The organism is Lacipirellula sp., assembly GCF_965279485.1.
GTDB lineage: Bacteria > Planctomycetota > Planctomycetia > Pirellulales > Lacipirellulaceae > Lacipirellula.
In genome coordinates, this window is the sequence record NZ_CBDIIC010000002.1 from 1497210 (window position 1) to 1513310 (window position 16101).

Annotated in this window: 11 protein-coding genes; 2 read left to right on the forward strand and 9 right to left on the reverse strand. The window is 62.2% G+C overall.

The features are described from left to right. Positions 1–114: 114 nt before the first annotated feature. The 8 genes from ACQY7R_RS13655 to ACQY7R_RS13690 all read right to left on the reverse strand — a co-directional run bounded on the left by ACQY7R_RS13655 (position 115) and on the right by ACQY7R_RS13690 (position 12264). Entirely contained in the window at positions 115–1137 is a 1023-nt protein-coding gene (locus ACQY7R_RS13655) for a dipeptide epimerase (RefSeq protein WP_428306147.1), read from the reverse strand. Between the two features lie 112 nt (positions 1138–1249). Further along, positions 1250–2368: a DUF1611 domain-containing protein gene (locus ACQY7R_RS13660; protein ID WP_428306148.1), complete on the reverse strand. Its 1119-nt coding sequence runs from the start codon at positions 2366–2368 to the stop codon at positions 1250–1252. Positions 2369–2494: 126 nt separating this feature from the next. After that, on the reverse strand, positions 2495–4063 hold the full coding sequence (locus ACQY7R_RS13665) for a glycoside hydrolase family 3 protein (protein ID WP_428306149.1): 1569 nt from the start codon (positions 4061–4063) through the stop codon (positions 2495–2497). Further along, a complete protein-coding gene (locus tag ACQY7R_RS13670) occupies positions 4060–5931 on the reverse strand; it encodes a hypothetical protein (protein WP_428306150.1) in 1872 nt (623 codons plus the stop codon). The genes ACQY7R_RS13665 and ACQY7R_RS13670 overlap by 4 nt, the downstream gene beginning before the upstream one ends. Before the next feature lie 6 nt (positions 5932–5937). Beyond that, the gene (locus ACQY7R_RS13675) at positions 5938–7659 is read right to left on the reverse strand and encodes a glycoside hydrolase family 10 protein (RefSeq protein ID WP_428306151.1); all 1722 of its coding nucleotides are present in this window, start codon (positions 7657–7659) and stop codon (positions 5938–5940) included. A gap of 262 nt (positions 7660–7921) precedes the next feature. Next, a complete protein-coding gene (locus ACQY7R_RS13680; protein ID WP_428306152.1) occupies positions 7922–8803 on the reverse strand; it encodes a PEP-CTERM sorting domain-containing protein in 882 nt (293 codons plus the stop codon). 388 nt (positions 8804–9191) lie between these two features. After that, positions 9192–10283: a dockerin type I domain-containing protein gene (locus ACQY7R_RS13685; RefSeq protein WP_428306153.1), complete on the reverse strand. Its 1092-nt coding sequence runs from the start codon at positions 10281–10283 to the stop codon at positions 9192–9194. An 814-nt stretch (positions 10284–11097) separates the two neighbouring features. Then, positions 11098–12264: a substrate-binding domain-containing protein gene (locus ACQY7R_RS13690; protein ID WP_428306154.1), complete on the reverse strand. Its 1167-nt coding sequence runs from the start codon at positions 12262–12264 to the stop codon at positions 11098–11100. Positions 12265–12627: 363 nt separating this feature from the next. Between ACQY7R_RS13690 and ACQY7R_RS13695 the strand changes: the two genes are divergently transcribed. Together ACQY7R_RS13695 and ACQY7R_RS13700 are read left to right on the forward strand one after the other, a co-directional pair. Next, a complete protein-coding gene (locus tag ACQY7R_RS13695) occupies positions 12628–13701 on the forward strand; it encodes an anhydro-N-acetylmuramic acid kinase (protein WP_152100572.1) in 1074 nt (357 codons plus the stop codon). A gap of 185 nt (positions 13702–13886) precedes the next feature. Beyond that, entirely contained in the window at positions 13887–14765 is an 879-nt protein-coding gene (locus ACQY7R_RS13700) for a DUF6655 family protein (protein ID WP_428306155.1), read from the forward strand. 108 nt (positions 14766–14873) lie between these two features. On the opposite strand, the gene ACQY7R_RS13705 is transcribed toward ACQY7R_RS13700, so the two are convergent. Continuing rightward, the gene (locus ACQY7R_RS13705; RefSeq protein WP_428306156.1) at positions 14874–16055 is read right to left on the reverse strand and encodes a ribonuclease D; all 1182 of its coding nucleotides are present in this window, start codon (positions 16053–16055) and stop codon (positions 14874–14876) included. Positions 16056–16101: the final 46 nt, after the last annotated feature.

Genomic DNA, 16101 nt, shown 5'->3' on the forward strand with positions numbered 1-16101 from the left:
AGTTCCTCGCAGGTCCAAAGGAATCTCGACGGATCGCCGCCCAGGGCATTCGTCATGCCTGTCGCCGCGTCCGTCGTGCCGCCGACGTACTTTCGAATTGTGGGGAGCGTCGCCTTAGCTCGCGGTGAGCTGGGCGCCCGTCCCGTTCGCCGCCGGGTAGATGCAGTTGCCGTGATCGACGACGACGCCGGTCGCGATGTCGCTCGCCAGGAGCGCCGCGCCGTCCATGTCGACGTAGTCGAGCAGCGGCAGAAGTTGGCCGATCGCCGAGATGCCGACCGTCGACTCGGTCATACAGCCAACCATCGTTTTCAGGCCAAGCTGCCGAGCTTCCGTCACCATCCGCCGGCCCGGCGTCAGGCCGCCGCACTTGGTCAGCTTGACGTTGACGCCGTGGAAATGGCCCACGCAGCGCTTCACGTCGGCTTCGCAGATGCAGCTCTCGTCGGCCACGATGGGCAAGGCCGACTTCTCGTAGACGCGTTTGACTTCGCTCCACTGGTCGGCCGGCAACGGCTGTTCAATGAATTCGACGTTCAGCTTGGCAAGTTCGTGCGAGTATTCGATCGCCTGATCGGCGGTCCAGCCGCAGTTGGCGTCGACGCGGAACACCGCGTCGGTGTGCTTGCGCAGCTCGCGCATGATGTCGAGGTCGTACTTCGTGCCGAGCTTGATCTTGTAGATCGGCCAGCCCGGCATTTCGAGCAGTTTCTTCACCATCACCTCGACCGTGTCGATGCCGATGGTGAAGTTCGACTGCGGAATGCGATCGGTCGTGAGACCCCACAGCTTGTAAACCGGGGCGCCTTGCTGCTTGCCCCACAGGTCGTTCGCCGCCTGGTCGAGTGCGCACTGGGCGAACGGGTTTCCCTTGAGCAGCGGCCAGGTCTTGTCCCACAGCTTCTCGGGATCGAGCGGCTCAGCCGATTCAACGATGGATCGGACCGACTCCAGCGACTCCCGCATCAGTTCCAGCGTGGCGCCGTAATACTTGTTCGTCGTCGCCTCGCCGAAGCCGCGATGAACGCCGTCCGTTAGCTCCACAATTAGCGTCGGCTGAACGCTCGTCGATTCGCGAGCGATCGAGAACACATGCCGCAGCGGCAACTGGAAGTCGTAGGTCTTCAGCGTGATCATGGCGTCCAATCAGTCGTCCAAAATGAAAGCCACCGGCTCCGCCGGTGGACGAACTATCGCCAGACTCGTCTAGTACTGCGTCCACCGGCGGAGCCGGTGGCTTTCAAAGCGACTAGCGAGCCTTCGCTCGCTCCGCACGCAGCGCGAACACCGCCTCGACCAACTCGTCCGAACCGTGGCGAATGACGTCGCACACTGGCACGCCGAGTTCCTTGCGAACCTTCTCGCGTTCGATTTCGGCTTGCTCAGCGTTCAGCAGGCGGCTGTTCATTGCGACGCCAATCACCTTCGACGGGCCCATCAAGTTGGCCATCATCTCGAAGACTTCGACGAGCTTCGGCAGCGGAGTCAGTTCGATGTACTCCATGCCGTGCATCGCGGGACGAGCCGCTTCGTAGCACATCACCATGCCGTGCGGGGCGCAACCATGCAGCAAGCCCATCGTCACGGCCGAGTATTTCGGATGAACAAGGCTCCCCTGCCCTTCGATGAACAGCATCTCGTGGTGCTGGTGGGCGAGGATCTGCTTCTCGATGGCGCCATTGACGAAGTCGGCCACGACGCAGTCGACCGGCACGCCGTCCCCTTCGATCATGATGCCGGTCTGACCGCTGGCGATGAACTTGGCGTCGACGCCGCGGGCCTTCACCGCGTTGGTCAGTTCGATCGCAGCGAGCATCTTGCCGACGCAGCAGTCTTGGCCAACCGTGTGAATGCGGAGGCACTCTTCGCGGATGTTGAGGCGGTGAGCGACTTCATGTTCGTCGTTCTTGCGAACGTCGATGATTTTGCCGCCGCCCTTCGCCGCCGCGGCGACGAAGGCGGGGTCGTTCGAGATAAACTCGTGCAGACCGGAAACGACGTCCATCCCCTGGTTGAGCGCGTCGAGAATGATCGCCTTCCACGCCGGCGGGATGCGGCCGCCCGAGGGAGCGATGCCGATCATCAATCCATTGGCGCCTTTGCACTCGGCCAGCGTGGCCACGACCGGCGTGTTGCCGCCGACGCCAAGCAATTCTTGCGTGGTGCGGCCGGCTTGGGTGCTGTCGATCAGCGCCACGACCTCTTCCGGACGGTAACGCAGAACGCTCGAGGCCGTCTTCCCGGTGACCGGTTCCGTATACCCCTCGGTAAGAATCGCCAAACGACGTCCGCTCTGTTCCACTGCCACGAAGGCCTCGCTCTCTGGTAACGCTGGTTTTACGAAATACGTTTGCGCGAAGGGGAGCATCGCTCCTCCGTTTGCGCTAACCAAATTGAGTGTAGTAGGGCCGCTGCCGGCGGGAAAGGTACGCAGTGCGCAAGGCGAATCAATTTTCGCGCAAGCAACCGCCTCCGGCCGCTGTTTTCCGGGGAATCAAGCCTCCAGCAACCGCTCGACAAGCGCCGCCTGCGACACCGGCACGTCGCTGAAGGTGCAAATTTGCACCGGCGCCTCCGCCAGCGGGTCCAAACCTTGCGGCGCTCCCAGGCAGGCAATCACCGTTGGCCGCTTCGCCATCAGCCCCGCCAGCCAATCGCGCAGTCGCGGCGGCAGCCCAAACCGATGCCACGCCGCTGGCTTCACCACGAACGCCGCCAGCAATTGGTCAGCCTTGGCCGCGAGGTCTGCGATCCGCGCGAGTTCCGCGTCGCTCGGCTCGGCGCCGAGTTCGAAATAGTCGACCTGCGGAAACTTCTCCGCCAACATCTTCCCCAGCGGCGGCGCCTCGGCGTTCGACGGCAGCGGGAACGGATTCACGAGCACCGCACAGAGCGACCGCTCTGGCTTGAATGGCAGCAACCCGCCGTCGTTGCGCGGCGTCACCGTCGCTCGGCGGGCAATGTCGAGCGCCATCGACTCGGTCAGCCGGCGATTCTCCGCGACGTCGAACGCATGCGCCGGCTGGCCGTTGAACGCAGCGTTCTTCAGCCGCAGCACGCGGCCGAGTGCTTCGTCGACGCGGGCTTCGCTCAACTTGCCGGCCGCGACCGCTGCTTCAAGCGCCGCCAACGTACCGACTGGATCAGCCACGTCGAGCAGAATATCGATGCCGGCGTTCACCGCCTTCAGCGCGAGCTCGCCTTCGTTGGCGCACCCGACCTTCACCCCTTCCATCAGCAAGCTGTCGCTGACGACGGCGCCCTGGAAGCCCAGTTCCCCGCGCAGCACGTCGGTGAGGATCGGCTTCGACAGCGTCGCCGCTTCGCCGGCCGGGTCGAGCGCCGGGTAGCGCACATGCGCGGACATAATGAGCGGCACGCCCGCGCCGATCGATGACTGGAACGGGGGGAACTCCCGCGCCGTCATCTCCTCGCGAGTCGCGTCGACCGTCGGCAGCGCGTGGTGCGAATCTTCGTGCGTGTTGCCGTGGCCGGGAAAGTGCTTGGCCGTCGACAGGAACCCAGCAGCGCCGCAACCGCGCACGAACTCCGCCGCCAGTTCCGCCGCTCGCGTCGAATCCACGGCAAACGCCCTCGTCGAAATGATCGGGTTGCGCGGATCGGAATTCACGTCGGCCACCGGCCCAAACGTGATATGCACGCCCGCCGCCCGCGACGTTTGCCCCGTCAACTCGGCGAACTTGAACACCGCCTCGCCCGCCCCGCCGCCGAGTGCATCAAACGCCATCGCATGCGGAAACAGCGGGTAGCCACGCAGCTGCTGCCCAGCGCCACGCTCCAAGTCAGAAGACACGAGCAGCGGATAACGACTCTGCGCCTGCAACCGCGCGAGCGTCGCCGGCGTCGCGGCGTAGCTGCCGTTGAACACGATCAGCCCGCCGATCGGGCATTCCGTCAGCAGCTGCGCGACGCGGGCTTCATCTTCTTCCACCGTTTTCACCGGCGGCAAGTTCGAGCCGATCCGCACGAACATTAGCTGCGCAAGCTTGTCGCGCAGCGTTGCGTCGGCGGGAAACTGAAATGCTTGCTTGCTCGCGGTCACGCCGCTTCCTCCCTCTTTTTCTTACCGAAATCGCCGTCGAGCGGAATGAACGCCACGCTCGCGAAGCTGGGGATCGTGCAGAGCATCACCCAGATGAAGAAATTCTGATAGCCAATCAAACCCTGCAGCCAGCCGCTCCACATGCCAGGAATCAGCATCCCAAGCGCCATGAAGCCAGTGCAGAGTGCGTAGTGGACGGTCTGATGCTCGCCCCGCGCGATGTAGATGCAGTACAGCATGTACGCCGTGAAGCCGAAGCCGTAGCCGAACTGCTCGATGCCAATGGCCGCCGTAATCACCCAATGGTTGTCGGGCTGGATGAGCGCGAGCAGCAAGATAGCGATGTTCGGCAAATGAATCGCGAGCGCCATCGGCCAGAGCCACCGTTTCAGCCCCCCCTTCGCAGCCGCCATGCCGCCGACGATTCCCCCCAGCGTCAGCATCGCGATGCCAACAGTGCCGTACACGAATCCCAACTCGCCTGTCGTGAGGGCGAGCCCCCCCTTCTCGCGCGAGTCGATGAGGAAGGGCGAAGCAAGCTTCATCAATTGCGCTTCAGGCAATCGGTACAGCAACAGGAAGGCCAGCAGCGCGAGAATCCGCGGCTTGCGGAAGAACGAAATGAACGGCTCAAGAAAACCAATCGCCGCGTTATCTTCGCCGCCGATCACTGGAACGTCGCCAGCCGGCCGCGGCAGCACAACGTAGTGATAGAGGCAAAGCCCGCCGAACACAGCCGCCGCAATTCCGAGCGCTGTCATCCAGGCCAGCGTGATGTTGCCGGACCGAATCTCGAACTCTGCCTCCGACGGCTGATCCAGCTTGTCCTCAACCTGAATCACCGCCGCAAACGGCTCATCGCAATTCTTGGCCGTAATGACGAACCGCTCGCCCTCGATCACCTTGAAGCCTGGATCTCCCTTCGAGAGACCAAACTGAACGACAAGCTCTTCGCCGGGAGGCACCGGATTCGCCAGCTTCATCAACACCGGAGCGGCGTCGCCGGCACGAGCCAGCGCGTTAGGATCAGGCTTCGGCGGACCGAATCGCTCTTTGATCCAAGCCTCAAGCCCAGCCACAAACCCAGTGGGCGGCGGTGCATCCGCCGCTTTCTTCTTATCCTCAAGCGAGGCGTTGTAGAACCCATGTTCCACGTTCCAGCGCCGCACTTGCATCGCGAGCGCTTCAACGTCTTCCAACTTTTGATTGCCGAGACTCAGTTCGACGCGATCGTTCAGCACGACGATGCCGGCCTGGCCGGACGCTTGCAATCTGTCCGCGATTGGTGCGAACAGGATTGCACTCGCCGCCTTATCGACGGCAGACGCATGAATGGGCACCGTTGGCAGGCCGGTGCTCGATTCCAAACTCCCCGCCAGCATCACCAGCACGCCGGATCCGGTAATCACCGCCAAGCGAAACGCAGTGCTGCGAATCCCGACAAACCACGCCTGCTCATGGCTCGATAGCGCCAGCAAATACAAACCGTCGGCGGCGACGTCGTGCGTTGCTGACGCCAACGCGACGAACGCCAACATTGCCATCAGGTAGGTCACCCAACTTTCCAACGGCAGCGTCGCCGCCGCGCCGCCCAACCCGATGGCCACCAACAACTGCATCGCCACCGTCCACGCGCGACGCGTGCCAAAACGCTGGACAATCGGACTCCACAGCGGCTTCAGCACCCACGGCAGGCCGAGGATGCTCGAATAGAATGCGATCTGCGCATTCTCCAACCCCAGCCGCTTCAGCATGACGACCGAAACGCCGGTTACGACGATATTCGGAATCCCCTGCGCGAAATACAGGCTCGGCACCCAAGCCCAGGGGCTGCGCGTTCGTTCGGCGTTGGAAGTCGGCGATTCCACCAGCAGCTATTTCACCTCCGCGCGAACCACCTCGCCCTCGCGGCCGAGCCGCGTCACAGCCGACACCGCGATCTCTTCCGGCGACGCATCGCCCGCGGCTTCGATCACCTGGCGCGTCTCGCGACCGGGAACGATCTTCGTCGCCCACGTGTCGCCCGTGCGGGTGCGCACCACCCACAGCCACGACGCCTTGCCGTCGCTCGACTTTACATTGAGCGCCACGCCCTTCCCGGTTTTCTTGGCGACGATTTCCGGCTTAGCCGGCGTCTCTTCGCCCAGCCACGGCGACGCGGGCACGAGCGCCTGCTCCTTGTACAAACCATCTTCCAGCTTCTCCGTCAGCCCATCGCGGTTGTCGAAGATGCATTTGATGCTGAAGAAGACGTTGCCCGGACCATCCTTCACGATCTCGCGCGTGATCTCGATCTGCTTAAGCAACTCCTCCGCGGGCCACGCACCACGGGCTGGCGTCACTTCGGCCGACTTGCGGACGCTGTGCGCCCCGTTGCCCGGCCACATGTGGCGGTGCTTCGTGTTCTCGCTCTCCCACCATTCGAGCAGCTTCGGATAGCTCTGCGCCCCTTCGATCTGCCAATAAAGCTGCGGCGTGAAGTAATCGACCCAACCTTCGTTGAGCCACTTCTTCGCATCGGCGTACAAGACCGAGTACTGATCAAGCCCCGCGATTCCCTCCGGATGTCCCGGCCGCCAAATGCCGAACGGGCTGATCCCCACTAGCACCCACGGCTTCTCCTTCTTCACTGCCTTATACATCTCTTCGACGAGACGATCGCAATTGTTCCGACGCCAATCATCCTTCGACATCTTCGGTTTGGCCGCTGCTTCGCCGTGCGCGGCCTCTTCGCCATGAGCCGGAGCTTCCGCATGGGCCGCGTCCTCGCCATGGGCGGCTTCCTCTTCACCATGAGCCGGCTTTTCCTCGTGCGCCGCTTCCTCGCCATGAGCGGCCGCTTCGCCATGGCCCGCTTCGGCGCCATGTCCGCCTTCACCGTGCGCTCCTTCCGCTTCCAGCGCCGCCATCGCGCGGGCGTAGCTGTCATCGTCAGGGAACGGCAACGGCTTGCCGTGCTCGTCGTTGATCGGGTACGGGTAGAAATAGTCGTCGATGTGGACGCCATCAATGTCGTATCGCTTCACCACGTCGGTCACGACGTCGATGAACCGCTTGAGCGCCTCCGGCTCGCCCGGATCAAACCACAAGAAATTGCCGTACTCGCGCACGATCTCCGGGTACGAACGGCTCACATGGGCCGGCGTCGGCTCGCTCGTCGCATCGGTGTTGCGCACACGGTACGGATTGAACCACACGTGCAGTTGCAGCCCCCGCTTGTGGGCTTCGTCGACCGCAAACTGCAGCGGGTCATAAAACGGCTTCGGCGGCTGGCCCATGTGCCCGGACAGATACTCCGACCACGGCTCGATCCGCGACGCATAGAGCGAGTCGGCCGACGGGCGAATCTGCAGGATGACGGCGTTGAGGTTGAGCGCGACCGACTTATCAAGCAGCGCGATCAATTCCTGCTTCTGCTTCTCGGTCGACAGCCCCTTCTTGGACGGCCAATCGATGTTGGCGACCGACGCAATCCACGCCGCGCGAAACTCCCGCGGCGCCGCCGGAATCTCGTCCGCACGCACTGCCGCGACATTCACGCACATCGCCACAACAGTTGCGAGCGCCGCCAGCCAACCTACCGTTCGATGAATCACGACCAAACTCTCCATTGGTTCCTGCACTCGCATGCGATCCGCATTCGCAGCTTAGAAAGGCCATCATATCACGCATGCATCGCGACAGTCAGCCGGCCGTCGCATGCGCACGCTGCTCGCGCATTTGCGAACGCACCCGCAAGTTACCGCAACCCACAAAGCCGCCGCTACCGACTCACGACTGACAACAAAAACAGCCGCCCGAGCCATGCGCTCGAGCGGCTGTTGCGTTATCTATCCAACGTCGGTCGCGAGTCGAAAGCTAAGCGTTCTTGCGACGACCAGCGGCAACCAGGCCTAGCACTCCCAAGCCAGCCAAGCTCAGCGTGGCGGGTTCTGGAACTGCCGGAATGAACTCCAAACGGACGTTGTCGATGAACGCCTCGGTATTGGCATTCGAGTTTCCGGAGCCGATCGCGATATTGTCGTACTGGCGGATCGAGGCAGCGGTGCCCAGATTGGAAACTCGCTCAGCAAGCACGTTGTCTACATAGAAAGCGTAGTCGGTGCTCAGGCCATCGTCAGTGCTCAAGATGACCTTCAAGTTGTGCCAGCCCAGGCTACGGGCGCCAGCGCCAAAGTCGTTCAGCTTGAAGTAGATGCCGGCGCCGCCAACCGATTCAGCCGGCCCGCCATCGGGATCGGCGGTCGTCGGAACCGTGTAGCCGAGAATGCGGGCCATATAAAACTGCCCGCCGCTGTTCGCACCCGTTTGATTGTTATTCATGCCCATAGAAATGAGCTGGTTGGTCGACCCAGGCGCGATCGTGTCTTGCAAGTTCGCATAGTTCCGCTGGGGCGCACCCGTCGGAGCCGAATCGTAAAAATCGAAACTAAAAACGAGTTGATCGCCGACGCCAATCAACGTCGTGTCAGTGAACGTCTTGCGATTGCGATTCTGGCCGACCGTCCCCGTTCCGGCAAACCGGATGGAATTCGACGCGCTCACGGATTGAGCGGAAGATAGTTCGCCGCTAATCGGCGCCACCGTCCCGATCGGAGTCCAAGCAGCTTCGAACGCGGCCTGATTGGCGTAGCCGTCGAAATTTTCGCTGACGATGATCGCCGCGGACGAATCGGCGGCGATGCCGACGGTCGCCAGCGCGGCGACCGCGAAGAGTTTAACGCACCGGGTAACCTTCATTAGTCTCCCCTCCTGCTGATGTTGTTCAGCGCTGCAAAAACCAAAAACGGATAAGTAAGTAAAGTAATTGCCCGCGGCTCTGTTCAGCCACTCTGCAGTCTATTTGCGGCTTTCCCCCACCTCAAGAATCTACGCGCATCATTTTCTCCAATTTGCGCAAAGCCAGACCCGATTGGCGGATAACTATTCACGGCTCGATGATTCGTCACCATGCGTTCTCATACTCGGCGCGCGCCGTCGACTCCGAAGGCAACCATAAAAAAGCCCGCATCGGGATAAAACCACGATGCGGGCTGGGTGCATTCAACTTCTTCCGGTGGCGACGCTCCGGACGCTCAACACCTCGCACTGATCGTGCGAAGCGGCTTCCAGGGCGCCAAACGCGAACCTAGCGACGACGCTTGACGGCCAAACCCGCTAACAGGGCGACGCCGGCGAGAGCAAACGCAGCCGGTTCTGGAACAGCGGCGACGGCGACGTCTGCCGCGGGCGGACCGCCGAACTTCGTCTTCCAAATTGCCAAGTCAGCCGCGTCGACGTTCTGGTCGCCATTGGCGTCGCCGGTCGACTTATTCGGCTGGCCAGTCAAACCAAACCCTCTCTGCCAGATCAAGAAGTCCTTCCCATCGACGATGTTATCGCCGTTGAAGTCAGCGTTATTAGCCGGCGGCGCGACGATCACCGGATTGAGTACGACCGACACGTTGTCGACGTACGAAGCGTGGTCGCCGTTAGAAACGCCGGAGCCGATTCGAATTTCGTCGAAGCTTCGAATGGTGATGTTCGGAGTCGAAGCCACGCCCTTCGAACGGAGCACGGTCCGCGACAGAATGTTGTCAACGTAGAATTTGAAATCGAGGTCGCTGACCGTCACTCCCAGCTTGTGCCAACCTTCCGAACGAAGCGGTGCTCCAGGGCCGTTCAGCTTAAAAAATGCGCCGTTCGGGTTGGCGTCGGTGATGACTTCGCCATCGGCTTGCGGATCGTACCCGAAGATACGCCCCATGTAGTAATTGCCGCCGTTCGCCGCCAACGCTTGATTATTGTTAAGGCCCATCTGGACCAATCCGCCGCTGGACGACGGGGCGGCGTTGTTGAACATCCCCGAGAATGCGCGATACGGCGCAACCGTGGGGAAGGCGTCGTAAAAATCGAACTCAAAATGAACCAAATTCTCTGCTGCCGGCAGACCGCTATCGGTAAACGAACGATAGTTCCGCGGCGACGCGGCAGTGCCTGCAGCCGTCGTCACGCCAGGATTCTTCAGGGAGTTGGTTCCGCTCTTAGCTTGCTCCGTCGACAACGTCATCGAGGGATGATTGGCGTTGAGAGTCGTATTGAAAAATACGGGCCAAACAGCCTCCAACTCAGCTTGCGTGGTGTAGGTATCGAACTTGTCGTCCACCAACACCGTTTGAGCCATCGCGGACGATGCGAAGAGCGAGCCAAGCGCAAGTGCCAAGGCGAATCTAGAAGCCATTATCCCTTACCCTCCGAGAAACCTGTTGTGGACCTGGTCGGCGTGACAAGCAAGCGAAGAGGTTGAACGCGGAATTCAACTAGCGCGTCGCTGCGAGTAAAAGCGTCGCTGCTACGAGCGGCGCGAATGGGTATCCCATACTCTGATGGAGCTATCGTTCATCTCATCTCATCTTAATGAGGGCTTGCGGGAAGGCGCATGGAGCGGTGCGTTATTTTTTCTCGCTTTGGCGCAACCATCGCTCGCCAGGCAACGACGTTCCGCCAGCGAAATAATATGACAAAAGCCTAAAAACGCCGCCTCCACACGCCAAATCCAGACGTTTTTAGCCATTACCATGCGGTGTGATCCCACTGCCGTAAGCTCGCCGTTGGGAAGCCACCGGCGCGAGCGATGCCGACGCTCGCCAGCACATCGTCTACTGGCAAAGCCGGCGGCTTTCAAAGCCAGTCGTCCCCGCTCGGGGTGGCCGAAAATCGATTGCCCCCAACCGAGCCCGCTCTGCTAAGGTGGACAAAAGGCCAGTCACTCGTGCGCGCTCGCTTGGACCCAAGCGTCAAGCAATCGCAGCCGCCCAGACCGATAACCACCGAACCTTTAACTAGCGAGATGCCAGAAGCCGGTTGCCGACCAACCGCGAAAGAACGTCACTATAGAATTCACCGCAAAGTGTTCCAAATAAAGGACTTGCGATTGTGTCGCCAAAAATGCGAAACGCGACACAAATCCCCACGACAACGTTTACTGGCGCGATCGACCGGAGACGCGAGAAATTTATCCACGTTCATCTGCGTCTATCGGCGGTTCCACTCACTTAACTGCGGGTGAGCTGCTTCCGATAGGCTAGCGGCGTTTTCCCGAACCGTTTGCGGAACGCGACGCCGAATCGCGTCCCATTGGCAAAGCCGCACGCCGAGGCGATTTCGCCGATCGACATGTCGGTACGGGCCAGCAGTTCGCGTCCTTTGTCGAGGCGGACGCGGCGGATCTCTTCGGCCGGGCTGCGGCCGAGATAACGGCGGAACTGGATTTCGAGGCTCCGGCGCGAAACCGGCACCTCGTGGAGAATATCTTTGACGACAATATCCTGAAATGCTCGCTGCTGGATGAAACGGAGCGCTCGCACGACCGTATCGTCGTCGATCGCCAGAATATCGGTCGATTGCCGGCTGATGACGCCGTGGGGTGGAATCTTGATCGGCTGCGTCGGCGGGCGTTCGCCGTTCATCATCCGGTCGAGAGCGGCGGCTGCTTCGTACCCGATGCGGCGACCAGCCAGCGCAACGCTGGAGAGAGGAGGCGTGCAAACTTCGCACATCAGGTCATCGGTATCGCCAGCGAGAATCGCGATCTGGTCGGGCACGCGAATCCCCGCCATGTAGCAGATTTCCGCCAGTTGCCGCCCGCGTTGGGCGTCGACTGTAAAGATCGCCATCGGCCGCGGAAGCGAGTTCAGCCAACGGCTCACGCGACGTTGCTGCTCCTCCCAACCAAGTTTCCGGCCGACGCGATAGCCAGGTTTGTATTCGTGGCACTCGAGCCCCGAACGCCGCACGAGTTGAATAAACTCTTCGCCTCGTTTGACGGAGTAGCGATGATTTGGCGGAGCAAAGTAAGCGAACTTCTCGAACCCGCGATCGCGCAGGTGGTGAAACGCGAGGTGCGCGCGTTCAGAATCGTCGGTGATCACGTCGCACACGCCTGGAAGGCCTTCGAACAGCGTGTCGACGTTGACCGTCGGCACCTTGCGCTTGCGAACCTGATCGACTTGCAATCGATTACCGAAGCGGGCGATCACGCCGTCGCCGTTCCACAAGTCGGGGAGCGCAGAGCGCTGATCGTGATCTTGGGGATCGAGGAGGAGGTTCCAGTGGCCGTGGTTTTGCGAGTAGTCGGCGATGCCGCGGATGACGCTGCATCCCCAGCTATCGTCGGTTTCCACGAGGACGGCGACTTGGCGAGTCTTGGGGCGTGAATCCATGCTCAGGAATTCTTGGATATGCGCAAGGTGGGACCGCGAAACCGCGGAGAGCCGTGACTAGCCCGCTAAACAGCGAGTGCTCGGCAGTGGTTTCATTGTAAGCACGCAGAAGCGAGAAATCTGCGCATTTTCGAGAGGAATCTGCGTAGGCTTTGCTGTTTAGGGCCGGACGAACCGCTAAGCTAGTGCTAAACTGGCCTCCCCCAGCCCTGTGAGGCGGTGCAGGCGGGGGAATTTGGGAGCTGCCGGCAGCCGGGTCGCGGCCAGCGGCGAGGCTCCGCCCCACGTCCCACGATCGGGGGATCCCTCCGATTTCGGGAGCCGGGGAGCACTGAACTTCACACGCGGCAAGGACTTGGCGCTATGGCGACCGTTGCGGTGGGACTAATGAGCGGCACGAGCGGCGACGGCGTCGACGCCGCCCTGCTTGAGACAGATGGCGAGAACAAGATCGGCTTCCTGGGCGGGATTACCCTCCCCTACGACGAAGATCTCCGCGGCCGATTGCTTGAGACCTCGCAGCACGACGTGCCGATCTCGGAAATGCTCCGCGTCGAGAAAGAGATCTCCGAGCATCACGTCGAAGCCGTCCGCAAGCTCCTCGCCGAGTACCCCAAGCTCGCCAAAAAGGTCGAAGTCGTCGGCTTTCACGGCCACACCGTCCGCCACTCCGCCAGCGAAGGGATCACGATGCAAATCGGGAATCCCTGGATCCTCTCCCGCGACCTGAAGGTGCCGGTGGTCAGTGACTTCCGCCGCTGCGACATCGCCGGCGGCGGCCAAGGCGCTCCGCTGGTGGCGATGTTCCATCGCGCCCTGTTCAGCAAGGAGCCGCGCCCGACCGTAGTCCTCAACCTTGGCGGCGTGGCGAACGTCACCTGGCTAGGCGAGAAGGAAGAGATCATCGCCGGCGACACCGGACCCGGCTGCGGCCTGATCGACGAGTGGGCCCAAACGATGGCCGACTTGCCGCACGACCGCGACGGGCACCTCGCCCTGGCGGGCAAGGTTGATTGGGCGACGGTCGAGCAGGCGCTCGACTCGCCGTTCTTCGATCTGCCGCTGCCGAAGTCGGCCGACCGGTTCGACTTCGACCACGTCGACGTCTCTGCACTGAGCGTCGAAGATGGCGCTGCGACGCTCTGCGCCGTCACCGCCGAGGCGGTGTTCCGCGCGGTGAAGCGACTGCCGGCGATGCCGAAGAAGACGTGGGTCACCGGCGGCGGCGTCCACCATCCGTTCCTGATGAAGCAGCTCAGCGAGCGGTTGGGAGAGCTGAAGAATGTCAGCGAGTTTGGGCTGAACCCTGATACCCTCGAAGCGGAGTGCTTTGCGTGGCTCGCCGTCCGGCACCAGCGGGGATTGCCGCTGACGATCCCCGAAACGACCGGCTGCGACGCCCCCCTCAGCGGCGGTACCGCGACGAAGTTCGGTTGAGCAACTCAGGCTTTTCGCCTGGATGCAGGGTGTAAACGCGTGCTAGCGGCCGTGCGCGAAGATGCGCAGGCGGTGCTAGCGGTTCTGGGGTTTGGCTGCGGGCGGCGGGCCGTTATAGTTCCTCGCCCCCAACGAAGGCCGAGACAGTCCTCGTCCTTCGCACATGCCCGAACCCCTGCCTCTCCATGAACGCGCGGTCGCTCCGCTGCAATCCGAACCGCCTGGCGATCGCCATGGTGCTGCTCGCCGTCTGCACGGCGAGCGGTTGCGGCACGACGCGCACCAGCAACACGGCCCGCACGGCGACCGAGCAGTTACTGATCTCCGACGCCGTCGATCGCACGGTGCAGCAGATCAACTTCAAGGTGCTGGCTGGCGAGAACGTCTTCTTCGATACGGCGCAGATGGGCGACGTGGTCGACAAAGGCTACTTAATCAGCTGCATGCGGCAGCATCTGCTCGCGAGCGGCTGCGTCATGAAGGAGAAACGCGAAGATGCGACGTACATCATCGAGCCGCGCGTCGGCGTGATCGGCACTGACAATCACGACCTCATGTTCGGCATTCCGGCGTTCAGCGTGCCGCAACTCGCGACGGGCAGCGTAATACCGTCGTCGGTGCCGGAAATCGCGTTCGCCAAACGCCGCGACCAGATGGGCGTGGCTAAGATCGCCGTCTTCGCCTATCGCCGCGAGACGGGCGAACCAGTCTGGCAGTCGGGCATGGCGATGAATAAGAGCACGGCCAACGACATTTGGCTCTTCGGCGCCGGGCCGTTCCAGAAGGGGACGATCTACGACGAAACGCGCTTCGCCGGCATCGAAAAGAAGAAGGACGAAGACGCCAACGCCAAGGCCCCCGTCGAGGTTGAAGCGGAAGCGGTCTTCGCCAGCGCGCCGCCGCAGATTCAACATCGTGCGCCGAGCGGCGTCGTGCAAGCGTCGGCGGAACTTCCTCTCGACCAGGGAGGCGGACCGCCCGTTCTGCCGCCGCCGGCACGACCGATCGCCGAGGCGCCGAAGCCGGTGGAAGGTGGCGAGGATCCGGCGACTACTGCGGGGTGAGGAGCGAATGGGGAATGTGGAATGCTGAATGGGGAGGAATAGCTTCGCCCTATTCCACATTCGGCATTCCCCATTTGAGCGCCGCTCCGGCGGGTCGTTGACCCGCGGCTACTTGACCTCGTCGAAGGCGAGCGGGTCTTCGTTCTTCGGGTCGGCGATACGAATCGACTTCTTGCCGCTCAGCAGATCATCGAGCAAGTTGCCGACGAGATCAGCCCGCCATCCTTTCAGCAAGACCGGCGTTTCGGATGGGTCGATACCGCCGAAGCCGTAGCGATAGGCGATCAGCTCGCGAACGTCGGTCGCGGTGCCGACCATGCTGGCGGCGACTTCGTGCTGCCGGCAGATTGAGGTGAGGGCCGGCGTGAGGAACTGCCCCAGCAAGTTGAGCTGCGGCGGAGGTTCACGCTGGGTCAGACGCTCGCCCCGCTCCAGTGGCGCGTCGAGCCCGCGGCGAACGCATTCGGCCAACTCAGTCGCTTTGCGGCGGAGATCGCTCCGCTGCAGTCCGCGGATCGCGAGGATCTGATCAGGCTGGTCAGTCTTACGCTTGGCGATTTCAACGAGCAGGTCGTCGCGGAGCAGCCGCTTGGGCGGTTGGTTGAGCCGACGAGCTTCGTCCTGCCGCCAGAGCCACAGCTCGCGAACAACCGCCAAGTTACGGGCGTTGAGCGTCCCGATCCCCGAAACACGCCGCCAATCTTTGCGGTCCTGGGCTTCAACGATCGATTGCTGCCAACTGGCGAGTTCGTCTTTGAGCCACGTCAGCCGGCCGCGCTTGTTGAGAATCTCCGTCAGCCGCTCGAACAACGGCAACAGATAACGGACGTCTTCGAGCGCGTAGTTGATTTGCGCGTCGGTCAGAGGCCGGCGGCGCCAGTCAGTCCGCTGCTCCCCCTTCATCGGCTGCTTGCCGAGGAACTTGCCGACGACCGACCCGTAGGAGGCGGGGAACTCATTCGAGCAAAACCCCGCGGCGAACTGCACGTCGAAGCTCCGCTGCGGAATTGCCCCGACGGCACGGAGCATGAAGCTCAGCTCCTCCCGGCCGGCGTGGAAAACTGTCGTCTTCTCCCGCGCGGCAACCGCCTTCCAAAATGGCAGGACGTCGACCGTCTGCGGATCGATCACCGCCATCTCGTCAGGGCTAACGACCTGAATCAGGCAGAGTTCGGGGTGAAACGTATCCTCGGAGACGAACTCGGTGTCGAATCCAATGATCGGGGCGGCCTGGAGGCGCTCGGAGAGCTCGTCGAGATCGCGTTGTTTGGTGACGATGGGGGCAGGCACGGCGAGCAGTTCGGAAAGGGCTGAGAGCGGCCGCGGGCGGCCGGGG